The sequence below is a fragment of the Candidatus Pantoea symbiotica genome, assembly GCF_056491525.1.
In genome coordinates, this window is the sequence record NZ_JBSZHR010000002.1 from 1,831,115 (window position 1) to 1,852,346 (window position 21,232).

Consider the following 21,232-nt stretch of genomic DNA (forward strand, 5'->3'; position numbering starts at 1 on the left):
TCATTAATTCCTTGTCACATCGGTCGTTATGATTATTTATTCTGATAAAGATCCCAGCGGTTACCGTATATATCTTCGAACACGACCACTGTGCCGTATTCTTCTTCGCGCGGCTCTTCACTGAAAGTAACGCCATTAGCTTTCATCTGGTTATAGTCACGCCAGAAGTCATCGGTTTGTAAAAACAGAAATACGCGGCCACCGCATTGATTTCCGATAGATTCTTTCTGTCGATCATTGGAAGCCTGAGCGAGTAATAGATTGCAATCACTTTGCGGATTAGGGTTCACGACAACCCATCGCTTACCGGGTTGAGGTGTATCTTCAATTAAATGGAATCCCAGCTTCTGAGTGTAATATTCAATGGCGCGGTCATAATCATCCACGACAATTGCCACATATCCCATACAGCGCTTTTGCGTTCTCATGCTATTACTCCTTAGTAAAATACGGCCATGCTCTGATAAGTATTTTTTTGCATTTAAACCTTTCACACACTTCAAATCCCGCCGTCTATTAAACACCATTTAAGTGAACGAAATCACAACTACGACTCATCGAATTAACAATTCCTTCACCTTTCATCCTTCAGCACAGCTCCAGCGACTACGATCTCATCCTGGCGTACTGGAACTGGAGCATCTCATGGATAACATTAAAACCCGCGAACAACGCCTGAGCACGCTGCGCTTGCGGTCGTCGACACCGGTGTTGATTGTCGGCGGCGGCATCAACGGTATCAGTACGTTTCGCGAGCTGGCGTTGCAGGGCATTCCGGCGATTCTGGTGGAAAAAGGCGACTGGTGCCAAGCCGCCAGCGGTGCGCTGTCGCGCATGATCCATGGCGGTTTACGTTATTTGGAAACCGGTGAGTTCACGCTGGTCAAAGAGTCGGTCACCGAGCGCGACCGGCTGCTGAAAAATGCCTCGCATTATGTGTTTCCCTTACGTACCACGGTGCCGATCGATAATCTCGCTGGTGGCTTAGTGAATGCCACGCGCCGTTTTCTGCGCCTGAGCGATAAGCCAACGCGACGTGGCGCGCTGCTGATTAAAACCGGGCTCAGCCTGTATGACATCTACACCCGCCAATACGGATCGATGCCGAAGCATCAGGTGCGCAATGAGGCCGCCACGCGCGATCGCTGGCCGGGATTCGCGTCCTGGGTGAAATACAGCGCCAGCTACTACGATGCCTGGATCAGCGCGCCAGAACGACTGGGATTTGAGTTGATTGATGATGCCGAAAAAGCCTGCCCAGAGGCGCTGGCGCTCAATTATTTACAGCTGGTCAGCGCCGAGGGCGAAACGGTTATTTTGCAGGATGCGTTGAGCGGCGAGCGCTTCAGCCTGCAACCGCATGTGCTGGTGAATGCTGGTGGCGCCTGGATCGACCAGCTTAACCAACGCATCACCTCCAGCCGCGATCTGCCAAAGCTAATTGGCGGCACCAAAGGTTCGCATCTGATCCTCGATCATCCCGAATTGCTGCATATGCTGGATGGCGAAATGGTCTATTTCGAGAACCAGGAAGGCCGTGTCTGCATCATGTTCCCATGGTTTGGCAAGGTGCTGGTGGGTTCAACCGATATCCGCGTGGACGATCCTGACGCGGTGGTGTGCGAAGAAGAGGAAAAGGATTACATCCTTGAGTCACTGCGTTTCGTCTTTCCGCATATCGAGGTGGCGGATTCCGCCATCGTGTATACCTTCTGCGGCGTACGTCCGCTGCCCGCTAGCGAGGCCAAACTTAACGGCCAAATCTCACGTAATCACTCATTAGTGGTGCTGCCAGCTGACGCGAATCGCGCCTGGAGCACGCTCTGTTTAGTCGGTGGCAAATGGACCACCTTCCGTCAGTTCGGTGAAGAAGCGGCGGATCGTGTACTGCGCCTGCTCGGTGAAAAACGTCATGTATCCAGCGGCGATGTGCCGATTGGCGGCGGGCGTGACTTCCCCAAACCTTCAGGACAAACCGTGTGGCTGGCGCAACTGGCGCAACGTTATAGCGTGCCGCTGCCGCGCGTGATGCAGCTCGCCAAACGTTACGGCAGCCGCGCCCTGCCGCTGCTGGCGCTGATCCAACAGCACGGCGAGCAAATGTTGCAGCATCATTCCGCCTACAGCGATGTCGAGTTACGTTATCTGATAGAGCATGAACAGGTTTGTCAGCTGGAGGATTTGCTGGTACGCCGCACCTCGCTGGCGATTTGCGGTGAACTTAGCGCGCCGCTGGTGCAGGAGATCGCCGAAATCATGGCCACGACGCTCGGCTGGAGCGATAGCGAACGCGCGCAGCAGCTGCAGCGCGGCTGCGCCAATCTGGCGCGTTTGCACGGACTTACCGGCCTTTACCCCACGGTTTTTCAGGAGGAAACACGACATGTTAGTAACCAATAAAGTGCGCATGCAGCGCCTGTTTCAGCACGGCAAATGTCTGGATGTCGCCATCGATCACGGCATCGCCAACGAGCCCGATTTTCTCATCGGCCTGGAGAATATTGCAGATGTGATGGATAACCTGATCGCCGCGCAGCCGGATGCGATTCAGGTCAACTACGGTCAGGCCGATCTGCTGCAGCGTGTGGCGGGACGTAAACCGGCGCTGGTGATGCGCACCGATGTGGGCAATGCCTACAACGCGGCGCGTCACCGGGAAATGTGGGCGGTACTGCACAATCCTGATGAGCCGATTCTTGCTGCGTTACAGATGGACGCTGCCGCGGTGGTGGTTAATCTCTATCTGATCCCTGATGAACCGGGCATTTTCCGCATGTGCGTTGAAAACATTGGCCGCCTGCGTCAGGCCTGCGATCGCTACGCCATGCCGCTGATGATTGAACCGCTGGTGATGGCTCCCGCCGGGCAAGGCGCAGCTTACGGCTCGCTGGGCGATGTGGAGAAGATTGTGCCGCTGGTACGGCTGGCGCGCGAGTTGGGTGCCGATATTATCAAAGCCGATCCCACTGAGAACGTGGAGGATTTTCATCGCGTAGTGGAAGCGGCGCGCTGTCCCACGCTGGTGCGCGGCGGCGGCAAAGGTGAACTGGCGGGCGTGCTGACGAAAAGTGCCGCGCTAATGGCGCAAGGCGCCAGCGGCATGGTGTATGGCCGCAATGTGTATCAGCACGATAATCCGTCACGCGTGGTGAAAGCGCTGATGGCGATTATTCATCAGGGTGCCAGCGGCCCGGACGCATTGGAAATCTATCAGCAGGGTTGAGCCTTACCTGCACCGGCGCTTAAGCGGTGCGCCGTCTTCGCCAGTTGCACGGAGTCGGATATGAAGATAGTCGGTATTGATGCCGGAAACACCATGATCAAAGCGGTGCTGTTTGATCTCAGCGGTCGCGTATTGTCGGTGGCCGAGTGCGCGGGAGAAACCCATCGTCCGCAGGAAGGATACGCCGAACGGCCGGTGGCGGATATCTGGCATGGCGTTAGTGATGCGGTGAGCCGTTGCCTGCAACAGGCGGGAACGCCAGCCAGCGATGTGATTGCGGTTGGCGCGGCCGGTCACGGCAACGGATTGTATGCGCTGGATAAGCATCAGCAGCCGCTGTTTGGTATTCAGTCTATCGATCATCGCGCTTGTGATACGGTGCACGCGCTGGAAATCAGCGGCGAGGATAAGTGCATCTACCAGATTTCGCTGCAAAAACCCTGGCCAGCGGCAACGCCAGTGTTGATCAGTTGGATCAAACAACATCAACCCGAACGTTGGTCGCAAATCGGCCATTTACTGTTAGCGAAAGACGTTATCGCCCATTTTCTCAGTGGTGCAATCAGCGCTGATTTTTCGGATGCCGCCGGGGCTGGATTGATTGATTATCGCGCGCGCGGCTACAGCCGTGAATTGATGGCGCTGTACGGGGTAGAAGAGGCGCTCACCCTGCTGCCCGCACTGCGTGAATCTTGCGAGGTGGTTGGCCATGTCACAGAACATGCTGCACAGCTCACCGGATTACCGGCGGGCATTCCGGTGGTGGCGGGCATCTTTGATGTGGTGGCCAGCGCCGTCGGTTCTGGCGTGGTGAACACGGGACAAGCCTCGATTGTCGCCGGGACGTGGAGCATCAATCAGGTGGTAGTGGATAAACCCGATTATCTGCGCCCGGTATTTATGAACTCCATTATTGAGTCAGATCGTTACATGGCGATTGAGGCCAGCGCCACCTCGGCGGCGAATCTCGACTGGTTCCTGCGCGAATTTGACGACGGTCGCGGCGGTCAAGGCGCGGCGCGCAGCAGCGATAGCGTGGCGCATGTGCAACCCAATGCGCAGTTGCCGCTTTATCACCCTTACCTCTATTCCGGACGTAAATCGGAACCAGCCAAAGCCGGGTTTTATGGCTTAGGCGGCTGGCATACGCGCGCCGATATGCTGTTCGCGCTGTTTGAAGGCGTGACCTTTGCCCATCGGGCGCATATCGATCGCTTGCGTGCGGCGGGCATCCCTTTTACGCAGGCCATTTTGTCGGGCGGCGCGGCGCGCAGTTGCGTCTGGCCGCAGATGTTTGCTGACGTGTTAGACATACCGATCCGCGTTGCGGAGTGCAAAGAAACCGGTGCGCTCGGCGCAGCATTGTGTGCCGGTGTGGGCGTCGGCGCGTGGCGTAATCTCGCCGATGCCGCGCAGCAGGCGGTGCAGATCAATCCCGGCGCGCTGTTGCCACGACCAGATCGCTTTACGTTTCACGATACGCGTTATCGCGTGTTTAAGAAGCTGGAGCTGGCGATGCGCGAGATGTGGCAGGAAGCCGGTTGATTTTACTGGCTTAATTGCCCTCTCGCTGCTAATCATGGCTGTCTTATCTACTCAAGGGCATCCGTATGCAGATCAATCAGCTTCCTTTTGGCATCACTACCTGGAACGACATCGCACCTGAAAAGCATCCCGGCGATGAAGGCTTTGCTTTGTGGCGCACCCAACGCTTCGGTGATATTCGGGTCAGGATGGTGGAGTATTCACCCGGTTATCTGGCGGATCACTGGTGCAGCAAAGGCCATATTCTGCTTTGCCTCGAAGGTGAAATGGTGACGGAACTGGAAGATGGTCGCACCTTCACGTTAACGCCAGGCGTGAGTTATCAGGTCGCAGACAATGCAGAAGCGCACCGCTCCTCAACCGTCAGCGGTGCAAAGCTGTTTATTGTTGATTAACAATGCATTAGTTTTATGATCGTACAAAAAATGACAACCTCTGCGCAGTGATGTACACTTGAACTATCAAAATGTTCAAATGAACATTGTTCAGGAGGTTGTTATGACAACTGCATCCCCATTCAATCACGGCAATGCCGCACGCGTCTTCGACCCGACGCTGATTCAGCACGCTCAGCAATCTTTTATGGATCAAATGGGCTTGCCGCGTAATCCGCTGAAAGCACATCAGTTGATCACCGAAGGTCTGGACGTTGGCATCGTTGAGCGCGCTGCCACGGTGCTGAAAGCAACGCCGCTGGATGTGGCCCAGATGGTCTCGATCGATCGCAATACCTATCGCCGCCGTGAGAAGGCCGGATCGCAACTCTCGGTGGAGCAAGGTGCTCGCGTGTATCAGGTATTCGAAATTCTGGATGCCGTATTGCAATTATTTGCCGGTGACGTTGACGCTGCCATGCACTGGATGTATCAACCTGCGTTGGCACTGGATGATGCCTTGCCAATGGAGATGCTGAGCACGCCTGCGGGCTGCGATGCGGTGTTAACGCTGATTGGTCGCCTGGAACACGGAGTGATTGTGTAATGACGCAACGGAAGGAACCGGATGCTCCCTATCGACTGTTTTATCGTTTAGTGAAAGAAGAATATGCCAGCGAGGCATTTAGCGGCGCTGGCGCTGAAAAATGGGGCGGACGCTGGAATCCGCCCGGCATTAAAACGGTTTACCTCAGCAGCTCAAAGGCACTCGCCACGCTGGAACTGGTGGTGCATGCCGGTAAAGCGATGCTGGAGAAGAGCCGCTTTGTGATTTTTACCCTGCCGATCCCTGAGAGCGAAATCATGGCGCTGGACAGCAGTAAGCTGCCCAGCGATTGGCAAAAGTATCAGCAGCAGGAAGAGACGCAAGCGATTGGCGCCGCGTTCCTTGATTTGCAAGGCGGCTTTCCTTTGCTGTTGACGGTACCCAGCATTTTGACCGGTGAAGACAACGCCATTCTCAATCCCGACCATCCCGCCGCCGCCGCCCTCTTTGCACAAGCCACTTCAGCGCCCTTCGCGCTTGATCGTCGGATTAAAGCGTGACGAGAGTTTTTGTAGGGTGCGCATTCATGCGCATCTGGTCACCATAAATGGCGACCCTACAAAGTCGGTTTCGCTAAAGCAAATGCCGCCGTTAAATCGACACGTTGCCAGAATGACTGATCCGCACTGTTGCCGGACAGCGGATAACCGTTTGGCAGCGCGCTTTTCACCATCAGGCTACGAATCTGCGCATCAGACAGCTGCGGCAACGCGGTCTTCAGCAGGATCTCCGCGCCCTGCGGAACTTTAACTGGCGTGTTCTGCACATTGGCTTTCGGCAGGTTGTAGCTCATGGTGAAACGATAGAACTGCTTCATTGCAGGTGAACGATAAGGATCGTCCTTGCCATCGCTGCGCGCACATTCTGCCAGCGACGTTCCGCACTCTTTCTCTAGCGCGGCACGCAGCTGGTCACGCGCTTCACTAAACAGCGCCTGATAGCGCGCATCGTTGAGATAATTTGCCACGTTGCGTTGCGCCACCATGCGCGAACCCATCACATCCAGCGGGTAATGCACGCCCAATACTAAACGCGAATAACCGTAGCGCGCGCCGCGTGTTACCAATGCTTCAAAACGTTCCGGCACCATTTCGGCCAGTAACAAAGCATCGGTATAACCGGTATTGGTGTGGCCGCTCGGGAAAGCGCCGCCGTCGGCGGTGTAACGCACATTGTCTTTAACCACCACATCGTCCGGCACCAGATGAATGCTGTTGCCCTCACGCAGGAATGGTCGCGGATAGTTAAAGTGTTTCTTAGCTGCGCTGGTGCTGACTTCACTGGCTTTGATCAACGCCGCCGCTTTGCCGATCTCACCTTTATCGTAAGCCGCGAGGAAGGCTTTGCCGAGACGCGGGCCGAGCGCATCAGAGAGGAAATAGAGATAGCTGATCGCTTCCGCATCGGCCAGTGCCTGATGACGCACATTTTGCGTGGCATTCAGGTTGATGTTGGTGACGGTGGCTTGACTGGCATCAAGCACGCTGGCGGGTAACGCGCTAAAGCCCGACAGCAGCGCAATTCCGGCCTGCTGGTTCTCTTTAGTTTTGAAATCGTAGCCGCTGTTTTTCAGCCACTGCTTGTCAGCTTGTTTCGCGTTCTGTTTAGCTTTTTCCAGTTGCTCGCGCGTCAGCTTGCTGCTATCGCCTTGCAGCGCCTGACGTTCAGCTTGCAATGATTGCTGCTCGAGATCGCTATAAGCGGGGGTGGAACCGGTGGAGGTTAAGCCTGCCAGCGCGGCCGCGTCGGGCAGTGAAACCGCATGTGCCTGCTGTGCCAGCAGAAGAACCGTTGCAATCAGTGTGAAGCGGGTTTTCATTATTTTCCCCTGTTATCAAAATATTACCTTGCCGGGGAAACACGCTAGCACTCGGTTATGACAGATTTATTTCACTTAACGACACTGACTGGCACAGTTTTGTACGCAAATTTGTGCTAATGAGCCGCAGCCGCCGTTATTGTCGTTTTTGCACTGTGATTGCTGCACATAACAGTTCTGCTGACAGGCTGAAACATCGCACTTGGCGGCAATCGGCGTCAGTTGGACCACCGGCGCTTTTCGTTCCGGCTGCCATTGTGGTTGTGCCAGCACGCTGACGCTAAACAGCAAGGCAAAAGCCATTATCCATTTCATGATTGAGTCCTCGCAGGAAGAGTGTAAAGAGTATGGCTGCTGCGGCGCCAATTACCATGCTGAAACAATCGATTCATTGCTCTCTACAAATTGCCCTCATTCAGTGCGCGGGCGTGCGCCACCGTAGTGCAGGATTGTAAGAGAGAATGCTTCTGTATCAATTTAAAATCAGAGAGATAGCTTCAATTCGACTTATCCGCGAATCTGGTACAAAAGTTGCAGTCTCTTATGCATAGCAAAGGAGACGGATATGAAAGCGATTGTAATTGGCGCGGGCATTGGCGGTATGAGTGCTGCGATTGCGCTGGAGAAAGCGGGTTTTGACACCGCGGTATTTGAAGCAGTGAAAGAGATGAAGCCGGTGGGTGCGGCGATCTCCATCTGGCCCAACGGCGTGAAATGCCTCAATGCGTTGGGCATGAAAGAGCCGCTACGCGCACTGGGCGGCAACATGGCGTTTATGGCCTATAACGATGCGCACAGCGGCAGCACGCTAACCCGCTTCAGCATGGAACCGCTGGTGCAACAGGTGGGTGAATATCCCTATCCGGTGGCGCGCGCTGAATTGCAGGCGATGCTAATCGATACCTACGGACGTTCGCGCATTAGCTTTGGCAAACGCGTCTCGCAGGTTGAGCAAACTGAACATGGCGTCACCGCCTGGTTTGATGATGGCAGCCAGGCCGAAGGCGATTTCCTGATTGCCGCCGATGGCACGCACTCGGTGATCCGCCACTATGTGCTGGGCGAAAGCGTCGAACGTCGTTACGCCGGTTACGTCAACTGGAACGGCCTGGTGACGATTGATGAAGCGATTGCGCCCGCCGATCAGTGGACCACTTTTGTCGGCGAAGGCAAACGCGTGTCGCTGATGCCGGTCAGCGACAACCGCTTCTACTTCTTCTTTGATGTCCCGCTGCCAAAAGGCTTGTCGGAAGATCGCGCAACGCTGAAAAGTGACCTTAAAGGCTACTTCAGCGGCTGGGCCGAACCGGTGCAGCGCCTGATAGAGCGCCTCAATCCGGAAACCACCAACCGCGTGGAAATCCACGATATCGAACCGTTTAGCCGTTTCGTTAAAGGTCGCGTGGCGTTGCTGGGCGATGCAGCACACAGCACCACGCCGGATATCGGGCAAGGCGGTTGTGCGGCGATGGAAGATGCAGTGGTGCTGGCGCAGACGCTGGCGTCACACTCTTTGGGGATTGAGGATGCGCTGTTGCGCTATGAAAGCCGTCGCGTGGAGCGCACCAAAGACTTGGTGTTGAAGGCCCGTAAGCGCTGTGATGTTACCCATGCGAAAGATGCGGAAGTGACGGCGGCGTGGTATGCGGATTTGAAAAACGAAACCGGCGAGCGGGTGCTGGCCGGTATGTGCGATACGATTGAAGGCGGACCGTTCGGTTGAATCAGGTCGCCATCAATGGCGACCCTACGATTCTAATCCACGGTTTTTCAGCATTGGGCCGATCTCCGGCTCTTTGCCGCGCCACGCCAGCCACAGATGCTGCAAATCGGTGCTGTTACCGCGTGACAGAATATGATCGCGGAACTGCTGACCGTTTTCTCGCGTTAATCCCCCGCGTTCGACAAAGGCTTGATAGCCATCATCGGCTAACATCTGCGTCCAGATATAGGCGTAATAACCGGCTGCATAACCGCCGCCCCAGATATGACGGAAATAGCTGGAGCGATAGCGTGGAGGAACGGCCGCCAGCGCAATGTTTTCGGCAGCCAACGCCTGTAATTCAAAGTGGCTGACGTCCTGCGGATTGTCATGCGTGGTCAGTGAATGCCACTGCAAATCCAGCAGCGCTGCGGCCAGCAGCTCGGTCATGTCGTAGCCTTTGTTGAACTTCGCGGCGCGTACCATTTTGTCGCGCAGCTCGGCAGGCATCGCCTCACCGGTTTTGTAGTGGCGCGCATAGTTGGCAAACACCGCTTCGTTGCTGGCCCAATGCTCATTAATCTGCGACGGGAACTCGACAAAGTCGCGCGGCGTGGCGGTGCCCGACAAGCTCGGATAGCGTTGCGTGGCGAACAAGCCGTGTAGCGCATGACCAAATTCGTGGAACAACGTGATCACTTCATCCCAGCTCAGCAGCGCTGGCTGGCCTGCCTGCGGCTTGGTGTAGTTGCACACGTTGTAGATCACCGGCTTAGTGCCTAGCAGCGTGGTTTGGTCAACGAAATTACTCATCCACGCGCCACCGCTTTTGTTATCACGTTTGAAGAAGTCGGTGTAGAACAGCGCCAGCGGCGTGTCGTCAGCATCGAAAATCTCGTAAACGTTAACGTCCGGATGGTAAACCGGCAGATCGTGGCGTTGGCTAAAACGAATACCAAACAGCTGGCTGGCCGACCAGAACACGCCCTTTTCCAGCACATTATTCAGCTCAAAGTATGGGCGGATTTGACTCTCATCCAGCGCGTATTGGGCTTTACGCACCTGCTCAGCGTAGAAATTCCAGTCCCAGACGCGCAGCGGGAAACTGTGATGTGAGGCTTCAATCGCCTGCTGAATATCGGCGGCTTCGCGTTCGGCGCGGGCCCGCGCGGCAGGAACGATATTGCGCATAAAGGCAAAAGCCGCTTCCGGCGTTTTCGCCATCTGATCCTGCATGCTCCACTCGGCATAGGTTTTGAAGCCGAGCAGACTCGCCTGCTGCGCGCGTAGTTGCGCCATACGTAACACGATGTCGCGCGTGTCGTTATCATCGCCCTGCTCGCTGCGCGTTAGCGCCTGCTGGAACAGCGCTTCACGCGTGGCGCGCACTTCCAGCGCTTGCAGCGCCGGTTGCTGCGTGGTGTTTTGCAGCGCAATCAGCCATTCGCCGTGTAAACCGCGCGCTTCGGCCGCCGCTTTGGCGTGCGCCAGCTCTTCCTCGCTTAATCCGGCCAGCGCCGCAACATTGCTAACTACATAAGCACCGGCTTTGGTGGCGGCCAGCAACTTGTTGCCAAAACGGGTGCTGAGGCTTGCCAGCTCCTGATTGCAGGCACGAAGCTGGGTTTTATCCGCATCGCTGAGGCTGGCACCGGCCAGCTGGAAATGCTGCCAGGTGACTTCCGCCAGACGCATCGCTTCAGCATCCGGACACTGCGATCCGCGATGCTGGTAAACCGCATCGAGGCGAGCAAACAGCTGGCTGTTCAGGCAGATTTCATCATTGAGCGCGGTCAGCTGCGGGGTAATCAATTCATCGATTTCCTGCAAACGATCGCTGGTGTTGGCGGAAGTCATGGCGCCAAACACCAGATTTACGCGCTTCAGTAACTGGCCGCTGCGCTCCAGCGCTTCATAGGTATTGGCAAAGGTTGGCGCGTCAGGATTGCTGGCGATCGCCGCCACTTCGCGCCGTTTCTCTTCAATACCCGCTTCCAGCGCCGGCAGAAAATCCTCTTCCTGAATCTGGTCAAATGGCGGGGTTTGATACGGCAAGGTGCTGGCGGTGAAAAACGGATTGGCTCGTGAATTCATTATCGCTCCTGATAATCAGCAACGCCGCACAGCGGCGGCGGGATGTTTCTATCCTGGCAGTTTCCTCGTCACTCAACAACTTATCGCCTGCTGCTGATAAACGCTGATGATTTCCCCCGCCACCGCCACGGCAATTTCCGCCGGTAACTTGCCCTTCACATCCGCTAAACCAATCGGGCAGCGCAAACGTGCGAGAGAATCTGCCGCAATGCCTTTGCCCTCTAAGCGATAACGAAAACGCTGGGCTTTGGTAGCTGAACCAATCACACCGGCATAGCGAAAATCGCCGCGCCGCAAGATCGCTTCGCTGAGCGCCAGATCGAGCGGATGATCGTGCGTCATCACCACAAAGTAGCTGTCGGGCGCGGCTTCCCGCACGCAGTCGATCGGATCTTCAACCTGGCGCACCGTTACGCCGGGCGGCACGGCACGAAACTGCGCGGCGCGACTATCAATCCACGTAATATGGCACGGCAAGGTCGCAAGCAGATTCACCAGCGCCTGGCCGACGTGGCCTGCGCCGTACACCTGGATTTCCGGCTGCTGCTGCATCAGCGGTTCAAACAGCAAAGTGGCGTGACCACCGCAGCATTGGCCGAGGCGCGCAGCCAGCGCAAACTCTTCACTGCGTGGTTGGCTGCAGCGCTGCTGCAGCATCTCACGCGCCTGCGCAATGCATTGGTACTCAAGATGCCCGCCGCCAATAGTAAGAAAGGTGTCATTGGCGCTGACCACCATTTTGCTGCCGCGATCGCGCGGCACGGAGCCCCGCTCGCTGAGCACGGTGATTAACACGCAGCTTTCGCGTTTCTCCCGCAAGGTGTGTAACACGCTGATCCAGTCATGATAAATCATGGTCCGCTCCTGATAAGCGCTGAATCCCCCAGAACACCCGCTCCGGCGTGGCCGGCGCGTCCAGCTGCGGATGGCGACAATAGTTATCGACGCTGGCAACCGCATCCTGCAACGCACACCACACGGCGATGCCCAACATAAACGGTGGTTCGCCGACGGCTTTGGAGTGGAATACCGTGTCCTGCGGATTCTTGCGATTCTCTACCAGCGTGACGCGCAAATCGCTCGGTACATCGCTGATCGCCGGGATTTTGTAGCTGGCCGGGCCATCGGTGAGCAATTTGCCCTTGTCGTTCCACACCAGCTCTTCGCAGGTGAGCCAGCCCATGCCCTGCACAAAACCGCCCTCAACCTGGCCGATATCAATCGCCGGATTCAGCGATGCGCCCACGTCATGCAAAATGTCGGCGCGCAGCAAACGGTATTCGCCGGTCAGCGTATCCACCAGCACTTCACAGCAGGCCGCGCCGTAAGAGAAGTAATAGAACGGCTTGCCGCGTCCGGCGGCGCGATCGTAATGAATGCCCGGCACTTTGTAGAACCCGGTGGCGGAAAGCGGCACCTGATTGAGCCACGCTTGCTGCGCCACCTGGGCGAAGGTGAAGTGTTTCTCGCCAACGCGCACAATGCCGTTACTGAAATGCACCGCTTCGGCAGCGCATTGATGTTGCTGGCACAGCATCTCGGTTAAGCGATCGCGCAGGATTTGTGCGGCATTCTGCGCCGCTTTGCCGTTGAGATCGGCCCCGCTGGACGCCGCAGTTGGCGAGGTGTTGGGCACTTTGCCGGTATCGGTGGCGGTGACCTGAATCTGACTGATATCAATCTGCAGCACTTCCGCCACAATCTGCGCCACTTTGGTATTTAAGCCCTGACCCATTTCGGTGCCGCCGTGATTGAGCTGCACCGTGCCATCGGTGTAGATCAAAATCAGCGCGCCGGCCTGATTGAGGAAGCTGGAGGTAAATGAGATGCCGAATTTCACCGGCGTCAGCGCCAATCCGCGTTTCATAAAACGGTTGCTGGCGTTAAACGCGCTGATTTCGGCACGGCGCGCGGCGTATTCGCTGCTGGTTTCCAATTGCGCGGTCATCTCATCCAGCAGATTGTCTTCCACATGCTGGTGGTAATGAGTGATGTTGCGATCGGTTTTGCCGTAATAGTTACGTTTGCGCAGCTCAAGTGGATCGAGGCCCACTTCGCGCGCGACGTGATCCATGATCTGCTCAATCGCCACCATGCCTTGCGGCCCGCCGAAGCCACGATACGCAGTGTTCGAAGCGGTATGCGTGCGGCAGCGATAGCCGGTAATCAGCGCATCACCGAGGTAATACGCGTTATCGGCGTGGAACATCGCGCGATCGACAATCGATCCGCTGAGATCGAGCGAATAACCGCAGTTGCCAGCCAGATCGATCTTCACACCGCAGAAGCGACCGTCGTCATCGACGCCGACATCGTAGCGGACAAAAAACGGATGGCGTTTGCCGGTGATCTGCATGTCGTCGCGGCGCGCCAGGCGCATTTTCACCGGTTTACGCAGCTGACGCGCGGCGATGGCACACAAACACGCCACGCCCGCCGCCTGGGTCTCTTTGCCGCCAAAGCCGCCGCCCATACGCCGCATATCAATGGTAACTTTGTTCATGGTGATGCCCATAACTTCCGCCACCAGCTTCTGCACTTCAGTGGGGTTTTGCGTCGAGGAGAACACCTGCAAAGTGTCATCTTCGCCGGGGATCACCAGCGCCGTCTGGGTTTCCAGATAGAAATGTTCCTGACCGCCGATGTGAAATTTACCCTGAATACGCCGCGACGCCCGCGCCAGCGCGGCTTCGGCATCACCGCGTTGGTGAATATGCGGCTGCTGCACAAAGAAGCGTTGTTCCAGCGCTTCACGTACGTCGAGCACTGCGGGCAGCGCTTCATACTCAACAATTGCCGCTGCAGCACCGGCACGCGCTGCTTCCGGTGAATCAGCCGCGACGGCAATCACGATCTGACCGAAATATTCGATTTTGTCCTGCGCCAGCAGCGGATCGCCGGGTTCCAGCGGACCGACATCATTGAGGCCTGGCACATCACGCCAGGTTAGCACGCTGACCACGCCCGGCACCGCGTAGCACGGCTGCACATCCAGTTTGGTGATGCGCGCATGCGCGTGCTCGCTTAGTCGTGGACAGAGATGCAGCAATCCCGGCAGATCGGGCTTGTCGTCGATATACAGCGCCTCACCGGAGACATGTTTGTCGGCACTTTCATGTTTGTTGCTGCGCCCCACGCCCGTTTGCATGCCAGTGGCGAACTGGGTTTTCAGCAGCGTTTCGTTCAGTTCCGGACGGTTATGAGACATAGCGCGACACCTCAGTAATGGTCAGCTCACCAGACGCTTGTGCGTAGTAGCGGCGCAACAGATTGCGCGCCACCTGCAGGCGATAATCGGCGCTGGCGCGGAAATCACTCAGCGGCTGGAAATCAACGCTCAATGCGGCGCAGGCTTTTTCGATGGCGCTGAGATTCAGCGGCTGGCCCAGCAATTGTGCCTCAGCCGCCAGCGCACGCTTCGGCGTGGCGGCCATGCCACCAAAAGCCAGTCGTGCCTCCACAATCAACCCTTCCTTGATTTGCAGATTGATGGCGGCAAACACGGCGGAAATATCATCATCCAGCCGTTTCGCCACCTTCCACGCAGTAAAGTTGGGTGACACCGTCACTTTAGGAATGGTGATGCTGCGAATGAATTCCCCCGGCAACAAAACCGTTTGGCGATACGCGGTAAAGAATTGATCGAGCGGGACTTCTCGCTGCTTGTCGCCCTGCTGCAAAACCAGACGCGCATTCAGTGCCAGCAGCATGGGCGCGCAATCACCAATCGGCGATGCGTTACCAATGTTGCCGCCAAGCGTGCCCTGATTACGGATTTGCAACGAGGCAAAACGCTCCAGCATGCTGCTAAACGCCGGAATGTGCTGCGCTAAAAACTGATAGCAATGATGCAATGAAGCGGCAGCACTGAGATAAAGATGTGTTTCATCTTCGTGGCAGACCTTCAACTCATCGACCTGCTCCAGCGCAATCAATAGCGGCAAGCGCTTATATTGCTGGGTAATTTGCAGCGTTAAATCGGTGCCACCGGCCACCAAACGGGCTTCGGGATGTTGCTGATAGAGATCGGCGAGCTGCGCTAGCGTTTTTGGCAGATAGCAGCGGCTGCCCGCGGCTTCGATAATCTGGACTTCTGTGTTGCTGAGCGCCTGTAAACGCTGCACTAGCGCGGGTGCATTGGCGCTGAAGGCATCCGCAACAGGTTGTTCGCATGCCTGCTGAGCCGCATCCATGATCGGACGATAGCCGGTACAGCGACACAAATTGCCCGCCAGCGCCTGTTCCGCCTGATGACGGTTCCAGCCAGCACTGTTTTTCTGCAGGGTAAACAGCGACATCACAAACCCCGGCGTGCAGTAACCGCATTGTGAACCGTGGCAATCGACCATCGCTTGCTGCACGCTGTGCAGTTCGCGCCCCTGCTTGAGATCTTCCACCGTGATCAGTTGCTTGCCTTGCAGGCTACTTACCAGCGTTAAACAGCTGTTGACCGCCTGATACTGCATCTCTCCATCCACCACTTTACCGAGCGTGACGGTGCAGGCACCACAGTCGCCAGAGGCACAACCCTCTTTGGTGCCGCGACGCTGCTGCTGGCCGCGCAGGTAGTTAAGCACGGTGAGATTGGGATCGATCTCGCGTTCGGTGACTAAACGATCGTTGAGTAAGAACTGGATCATGCGATTTGCTCCTCACTTTCGCGCTGCCAAACCGGCTTGCCGCTCACCCAGGTCTGCGCAATGTTGCGGTCGTCGCCGAGCGTCATCATCACAAACAGCCGCTCCCAGATATCTTTACTGTTGGCGTTACGCAGCTTCTGCAGCGGCGACACGGCCGGATCGAGCACGACAAAATCGGCCTCTTTGCCGGGATTGAAGTTGCCGATAACGTCATCGAGATCGAGCGCGTGCGCGCCGCCTAAGGTGGCGTGATAGAACGCTTCACAGGCGCTGAGTTTGTACTGCTGTAGCTGGCCGACTTTGTACGCTTCGCCCAGCGTTTGCAGCAGATTAAAGGTGGTGCCTGCGCCAACGTCGGTGCCAATGCCCATGCGCACGCCCTGCTGCCAGCAGCGTTTGATGTTGAATAAGCCGCTGCCGAGGAACAGGTTTGACGTCGGGCAGAAGGCTATTGATGAGTCGGTGTCATGCAGGCATTGCCATTCTGTATCTTCCAGATGCAGACAGTGCGCAAACACGCTGCGTTTGCCGGTGAGTTGATGATGATGGTAGACATCAAGGTAGCCCGCCCGCTCCGGGAATAACGCTTTTACCCAGGCGATTTCCTGCTGGTTTTCACTTAAGTGCGTGTGCATCCAGACGTCAGGGAACTCCTCGCGCAGTTGACGCACTTTGTCCAGCAGTTCGGGCGACGAGGTCGGCGCAAAGCGCGGCGTAAGCGCATAGCTCAGGCGACCGCGCTGATGCCAGCGTTCAATCAGTTCACGCGTGTGCTGATAGCTCTCTTCCGGCGTTTCGGTCAGGTATTCCGGTGCGTTGCGATCCATCATCACTTTGCCAGCGATGAGCCGCATATCCAGCTGCTGTGCCGCGCTGAACAGGGAATCCACCGACTGCTTATGCACGGTGCCGAACACCAGCGCTGTTGTCGTGCCGTTCGACAACAGCTGATGCAGGAAGAACGCCGACATTTTTGCCGCGTGATCGGGACAGTGATATTGGCTCTCCACCGGGAAAGTGTACTGGTTGAGCCACTCCAGCAACTGTTCGCCAAAGGCGCCGATCATCTCGGTTTGCGGATAATGGATATGGGTATCGATAAAGCCGGGCACGATCAGTTTGCCGCGCAGATCGGTGACGCGTGTGTGATCGACGCGCCCTTCCGCAATTTGCCAGCTTTCAAGGCTGACCACTTTGCCGTCACGCAGCGTTAATAAGCCATCTTCGAGATAGCGCGCGTTGGCAGCGATGTCGTCTGGCTGCGCGGCCAGAGCGGTGAAATCAAAGAAGCTGGCGCGCAGCAGCGTTTCGGGTGCGTAAGGCATAATGGTTCCTTGGTGCTTTTTTTATTAATGCAGGTGATTGCCTTAAAGATAGTTTGCAAAGCGCATGCCAATGCAAAGAACAAAAAATACTGTTTACTTTCAATATAATAGGTTGATCTTGCAGGTTTGTGTGTCAAGCTTAGCTGGCAAACGTATGCGCAACCGGTTGCCTGGGTTCGCAAACGGTTGCGATTTAACATTGCGGTGAGTTTTGCCTGATATGGCGAATTTATTGCCCGCAAACGTGCGTCTTTGTGGTGCGCTGATGCACTCGCAATGTGCAGGAAAAATCCTGCAACAAGCTGCCTTTGGTTTTCATGAGCATGGGTTCGAGGTTAATGCTAAGGTGTGGCTGATAACCTGAAATCGTTTAAGGAACAGTGAGATGATTATTTTTGTTACTGGCGCAACTGCTGGTTTTGGTCAAAGTATCACCCGCCGCTTCATTGCTACAGGTCATAAAGTGATCGCCAGCGGACGTCGCGCTGAGCGCTTAAAAGAGTTGAAAGATGAGTTGGGCGATAACCTGTATACCGTTCAGCTGGACGTGCGTAATCGCGCCGCCATCGATGAAGTGATTGCCTCCCTGCCCGCTGAATGGCGCAATATTGATGTGCTGGTGAACAATGCTGGCCTGGCGTTGGGTGTTGAACCGGCGCACAAAGCCAATATTGAGGACTGGGAAAATATGATCGACACCAACAACAAAGGTTTGGTGTACATGACGCGTGCGGTGCTGCCTGCCATGGTTGAGCGCAACGTCGGTCATATCGTGAATATCGGTTCGATTGCGGGCAGCTGGCCCTATCTGGGTGGCAACGTGTATGGCGCGACCAAAGCGTTCGTGCGCCAGTTCAGCCTGAATCTGCGTACCGACCTGCACGGCACCGCGCTGCGCGTGACCGATATCGAGCCAGGTTTGGTGGGCGGCACCGAGTTCTCTAACGTGCGCTTCAAGGGCGATGACGATAAAGCGGGCCAGGTTTACGAAGGCACCACCGCGTTAACGGCGGAAGATGTGACCGAAGCGGTCTATTGGGTGACGACGCTGCCGAAACACGTCAACATCAATACGCTGGAGATTATGCCGGTAACGCAAACCACCGCAGGATTGAAAGTGCATAAAGGTTAAGGTGATTTTGTAGGGTGCGCATTCATGCGCACCAGGTCAACCTCAATGCGAGTGAGGTCGCCATTAATGGCGACCCTACGATTTAGGTGCGACCCCAACCTGTCACGATAATCAACATGCCGCTAAAGGCGACCAGCGCGCCAACCCAATCCCATGTACTGAGTTTTACGCCATCCACCACGCGCAGCCAGATCAATGCCGTCAACACGTATACGCCGCCATAGGCCGCATAGACGCGCCCGCTCGCGGCGGGATGCAGCGTCAACAACCAAACAAACAGCGCCAGACTCGCTGCGGCGGGCACCAGCAGCCAGGCCGTCATGCCCTTCTTCAACCATAGCCACGGCAGGAAACAGCCAACAATTTCCGCTATCGCAGTGATAAAAAACAGCAAGGCGGTTTTTACCAGCATAGAAAATCTCTCACTAAGCTAAACAAAGCGCTCACCGCTGGTGAGCAAAGAAGCAGCGATGATATACTAGCGCCCATGGTTGTTACAGCCGCGATCCCGGCTGTGCTGGTGTTAACTGAAGGAAATGACGATGAAAAAACTGTTATCCGCCCTGTTGGCGACCGTGGTGACGTCGAGCCTGTTAATGGCTGCGCCAATTGCGTCGGCCAAAACCGATCGCCTGATCATTGAAGATGGCAGCAGCGCCTCCAGCAATGAAGCCGCTCGCCAGAGTAAAGAGCAGTGGAACGATACTAAAAATCTGCGCAACAAGGTCAATACGCGCGTTGAGAAAGAGTTCGATAAGACGGATAAAGCTTTTGATACCCGCGACTCCTGCGAAAAGAGCTACAACGTTAACGCTTATTGGGAACCGAATACGTTGCGTTGCCTCGACCGCCGCACCGGACGTCCACTTGCACCCTAATCGTTTATCGCTGCTATAGTTTTGACAGGATTTCTGACCAAAGGAGTGAATGATGAAAAAACGTAATGCAGTGCTGCTGATGGCGATGTTGTCGCTGCCGGTTTTGGCGCAGGCTTCTTGTGAAAGTGTCAAAGCGGACATCAGCAAAAAAATCATTAATAACGGCGTCGCCGAATCGGACTTCACGCTGGATATCGTGGCCAATGATCAAGCCGATCAGACTGGCGGCCAGGTTGTGGGTCATTGCGAGAACGACACACAGAAAATCGTCTACAAGAAAAATGGCCGTGATGGCGACAGCAACGTGCCAGACGGCGCAGGCAGCTCTCAGGATGCGCCCGCGCAGTAACCCTTCGGGCGGCTCTCTGGCCGCCCTGCTTTTACTCCACTTCCGGCCTTTGCCGCGGCATCATCCACGCCACCCACAGCGTTAACAGCGCAATCAGCAACGACACCACAAACACCCAATGTAATGAGCTGGCGATTTGTCCGGTCCAGTCATGCAATGTCGCTTCCGGTAGCGCCTGGCGACTTTCGTGCGACATGATTTTCTGCATCGGATCGTCGGCCTGCGGCAAACGCAGCGACAAGTTCAGGTTCAGTACCGCACCCAACAACGCGGTACCAATTGCTGAGCCGATCATGCGGCTGAACATGATTGATGCGGTGCAAATGCCGCGAATGTCGTAATGCGCATGGTTTTGCACCGATACCAAAAACGTGGTGCTGGTCATGCCCATGCCGGTACCAATCACAAAGGCGGTGAAGCCCGCCTGCATAATCGAGCTATCGCTGCGCAGTAACAGCAGCAACGCACTGCCAGCAATTAGCAGCAGCGCTCCCAACTGCGCGGTGAAGCGATAGGAGGTGATAAGCATTAATCTGCCGCTTAAGGTGCTCGCCAGCGGCCAGCCAATCGACATCATCGCCAGTGCGCTGCCGGCCTGCAGCGGCGTGCCGCCGGTGATGCCCTGAATCCACGTTGGCAGAAACGCGCTGATGCCCATCATGCTGGCACCGATAATCAGGTTACCGATGTTACCAGCGACAATGAGCCGACTGCGCCAGATCTCCAGCGGAAACAGCGGTGCATCGGCACGCTGTTCATGATGTTTTAAACGCCAGGCGGCGATGACTGCCAGCAGCAGGAACGGTAGCAACCAGAAGCCGAGCACTTCAGCCTGCAACAACGCGACTAATAATGCCGTCACGCAGATCATCAGCCAGCAGCTGCCGGTGAGATTGAGCGTGGTGGCCTGATTTTGCTCACGCGATGGAAGGAAGCGCGCCAGCAGCAGCATGGCGACCGCGCCAATCGGTACGTTAACCCAGAAAATCACCGACCAGTTAAAGTGCTGCACCAGCCACGCGCCGCTCAATGGGCCAATAATTGCCGCCACGCCCCAGACGCTGGAGAGCCAGCCTTGTACGTTGGCGCGTTCACGCGGCGAATAGACGTCAGCCACAATGGTGGAGGTCAGCGGCATAATTGCGCCGGCACCTAAACCTTGAAAAGCACGAAACAGAATCAGCCACGTCATGCTGTGGGCGAATCCGCACAGAATTGATCCCAGCAGGAACAGCGAAACGCCAATAAACAGCAGCCGCTTGCGGCCCCACATGTCCGCCAGCCGGCCATACAAGGGCACGCTGACCGCTTGTGTCAGTAAATAGATGGAAAATACCCAGCCAAACTGCGAAAAGCCGCCAAGATCGGCAATGATGGTCGGCATCGCGGTGGCCACGATGGTGACTTCAATCGCCGCCATAAACATAGCGAGCATGCAGCCGATGAGAATCCAGTGGCGATGTTCCGTGTTCAATTCTGCAGTTTCAGTCATACGTCTCCCTAATTTCTAACAAGGCTAGCTGAAAATTCACCAGACCAGTTTC

The 21,232-nt window shown here is 56.0% G+C and carries 20 protein-coding genes; 10 read left to right on the forward strand and 10 right to left on the reverse strand.

The genetic code is table 11. The features are described from left to right. Positions 1–32 precede the first annotated feature (32 nt). Positions 33–428, reverse strand: coding sequence for a VOC family protein (locus ACXIZX_RS09100; RefSeq protein WP_179450816.1), 396 nt, complete (start codon positions 426–428; stop codon positions 33–35). A gap of 217 nt (positions 429–645) precedes the next feature. Between ACXIZX_RS09100 and ACXIZX_RS09105 the strand changes: the two genes are divergently transcribed. The 6 genes from ACXIZX_RS09105 to ACXIZX_RS09130 all read left to right on the forward strand — a co-directional run bounded on the left by ACXIZX_RS09105 (position 646) and on the right by ACXIZX_RS09130 (position 6,249). After that, positions 646–2,400 (forward strand): glycerol-3-phosphate dehydrogenase/oxidase, encoded by a 1,755-nt coding sequence (locus ACXIZX_RS09105; RefSeq protein ID WP_479404018.1) that lies wholly within the window; start codon positions 646–648, stop codon positions 2,398–2,400. Further along, the gene (locus ACXIZX_RS09110) at positions 2,384–3,223 is read left to right on the forward strand and encodes a class I fructose-bisphosphate aldolase (protein ID WP_061718863.1); all 840 of its coding nucleotides are present in this window, start codon (positions 2,384–2,386) and stop codon (positions 3,221–3,223) included. The genes ACXIZX_RS09105 and ACXIZX_RS09110 overlap by 17 nt, the downstream gene beginning before the upstream one ends. A 60-nt stretch (positions 3,224–3,283) precedes the next feature. Next, the gene (locus tag ACXIZX_RS09115; RefSeq protein WP_479404019.1) at positions 3,284–4,768 is read left to right on the forward strand and encodes an FGGY-family carbohydrate kinase; all 1,485 of its coding nucleotides are present in this window, start codon (positions 3,284–3,286) and stop codon (positions 4,766–4,768) included. Positions 4,769–4,833: 65 nt separating this feature from the next. Continuing rightward, a complete protein-coding gene (locus ACXIZX_RS09120) occupies positions 4,834–5,163 on the forward strand; it encodes a DHCW motif cupin fold protein (protein WP_179450810.1) in 330 nt (109 codons plus the stop codon). A gap of 103 nt (positions 5,164–5,266) precedes the next feature. Then, positions 5,267–5,749 (forward strand): antitoxin Xre/MbcA/ParS toxin-binding domain-containing protein, encoded by a 483-nt coding sequence (locus tag ACXIZX_RS09125; RefSeq protein ID WP_154193487.1) that lies wholly within the window; start codon positions 5,267–5,269, stop codon positions 5,747–5,749. Continuing rightward, positions 5,749–6,249, forward strand: a complete 501-nt coding sequence (locus ACXIZX_RS09130) for an RES family NAD+ phosphorylase (protein ID WP_179450809.1) — start codon at positions 5,749–5,751, stop codon at positions 6,247–6,249. The genes ACXIZX_RS09125 and ACXIZX_RS09130 overlap by 1 nt, the downstream gene beginning before the upstream one ends. 56 nt (positions 6,250–6,305) lie before the next feature. Here ACXIZX_RS09130 and ACXIZX_RS09135 read toward each other — a convergent pair whose 3' ends face one another. Both ACXIZX_RS09135 and ACXIZX_RS09140 read right to left on the reverse strand, forming a co-directional pair. Beyond that, the gene (locus ACXIZX_RS09135) at positions 6,306–7,568 is read right to left on the reverse strand and encodes an acid phosphatase (protein WP_479404020.1); all 1,263 of its coding nucleotides are present in this window, start codon (positions 7,566–7,568) and stop codon (positions 6,306–6,308) included. 75 nt (positions 7,569–7,643) lie between these two features. After that, positions 7,644–7,883, reverse strand: a complete 240-nt coding sequence (locus tag ACXIZX_RS09140) for a hypothetical protein (RefSeq protein ID WP_176970470.1) — start codon at positions 7,881–7,883, stop codon at positions 7,644–7,646. Positions 7,884–8,133: 250 nt separating this feature from the next. Between ACXIZX_RS09140 and hpxO the strand changes: the two genes are divergently transcribed. Beyond that, a complete protein-coding gene (gene hpxO / locus ACXIZX_RS09145; protein WP_008104182.1) occupies positions 8,134–9,291 on the forward strand; it encodes an FAD-dependent urate hydroxylase HpxO in 1,158 nt (385 codons plus the stop codon). Between the two features lie 24 nt (positions 9,292–9,315). On the opposite strand, the gene dcp is transcribed toward hpxO, so the two are convergent. From dcp to guaD, 5 genes are all read right to left on the reverse strand, one after another. Continuing rightward, positions 9,316–11,364 (reverse strand): peptidyl-dipeptidase Dcp, encoded by a 2,049-nt coding sequence (dcp, locus tag ACXIZX_RS09150; protein ID WP_479404021.1) that lies wholly within the window; start codon positions 11,362–11,364, stop codon positions 9,316–9,318. 72 nt (positions 11,365–11,436) lie between these two features. Continuing rightward, positions 11,437–12,219, reverse strand: a complete 783-nt coding sequence (gene xdhC / locus ACXIZX_RS09155) for a xanthine dehydrogenase accessory protein XdhC (RefSeq protein WP_479404022.1) — start codon at positions 12,217–12,219, stop codon at positions 11,437–11,439. Then, a complete protein-coding gene (xdhB, locus tag ACXIZX_RS09160) occupies positions 12,206–14,572 on the reverse strand; it encodes a xanthine dehydrogenase molybdopterin binding subunit (protein ID WP_479404023.1) in 2,367 nt (788 codons plus the stop codon). The genes xdhC and xdhB overlap by 14 nt, the downstream gene beginning before the upstream one ends. Then, complete coding sequence (xdhA, locus tag ACXIZX_RS09165; protein WP_479404024.1) at positions 14,562–16,004, reverse strand: xanthine dehydrogenase small subunit; 1,443 nt, start codon at positions 16,002–16,004, stop codon at positions 14,562–14,564. The genes xdhB and xdhA overlap by 11 nt, the downstream gene beginning before the upstream one ends. Then, entirely contained in the window at positions 16,001–17,329 is a 1,329-nt protein-coding gene (guaD, locus tag ACXIZX_RS09170; protein WP_179450801.1) for a guanine deaminase, read from the reverse strand. Before guaD ends, xdhA begins: the two co-directional genes overlap by 4 nt. A 385-nt stretch (positions 17,330–17,714) precedes the next feature. Here guaD and ydfG point away from each other — a divergent pair, with 385 nt between their 5' ends. After that, entirely contained in the window at positions 17,715–18,461 is a 747-nt protein-coding gene (gene ydfG / locus ACXIZX_RS09175; protein ID WP_008104194.1) for a bifunctional NADP-dependent 3-hydroxy acid dehydrogenase/3-hydroxypropionate dehydrogenase YdfG, read from the forward strand. Positions 18,462–18,543: 82 nt separating this feature from the next. On the opposite strand, the gene ACXIZX_RS09180 is transcribed toward ydfG, so the two are convergent. After that, on the reverse strand, positions 18,544–18,870 hold the full coding sequence (locus ACXIZX_RS09180) for a YnfA family protein (RefSeq protein ID WP_218889112.1): 327 nt from the start codon (positions 18,868–18,870) through the stop codon (positions 18,544–18,546). A 133-nt stretch (positions 18,871–19,003) separates the two neighbouring features. On the opposite strand from ACXIZX_RS09180, the gene ACXIZX_RS09185 reads away from it, so the two are divergent. Both ACXIZX_RS09185 and ACXIZX_RS09190 read left to right on the forward strand, forming a co-directional pair. Next, a complete protein-coding gene (locus ACXIZX_RS09185) occupies positions 19,004–19,339 on the forward strand; it encodes a DUF1283 family protein (RefSeq protein WP_179450799.1) in 336 nt (111 codons plus the stop codon). Between the two features lie 52 nt (positions 19,340–19,391). Further along, on the forward strand, positions 19,392–19,688 hold the full coding sequence (locus tag ACXIZX_RS09190; RefSeq protein ID WP_179450798.1) for a DUF1161 domain-containing protein: 297 nt from the start codon (positions 19,392–19,394) through the stop codon (positions 19,686–19,688). Between the two features lie 31 nt (positions 19,689–19,719). Here ACXIZX_RS09190 and ACXIZX_RS09195 read toward each other — a convergent pair whose 3' ends face one another. Next, positions 19,720–21,180, reverse strand: coding sequence for an MDR family MFS transporter (locus ACXIZX_RS09195; RefSeq protein ID WP_479404025.1), 1,461 nt, complete (start codon positions 21,178–21,180; stop codon positions 19,720–19,722). Positions 21,181–21,232: the final 52 nt, after the last annotated feature.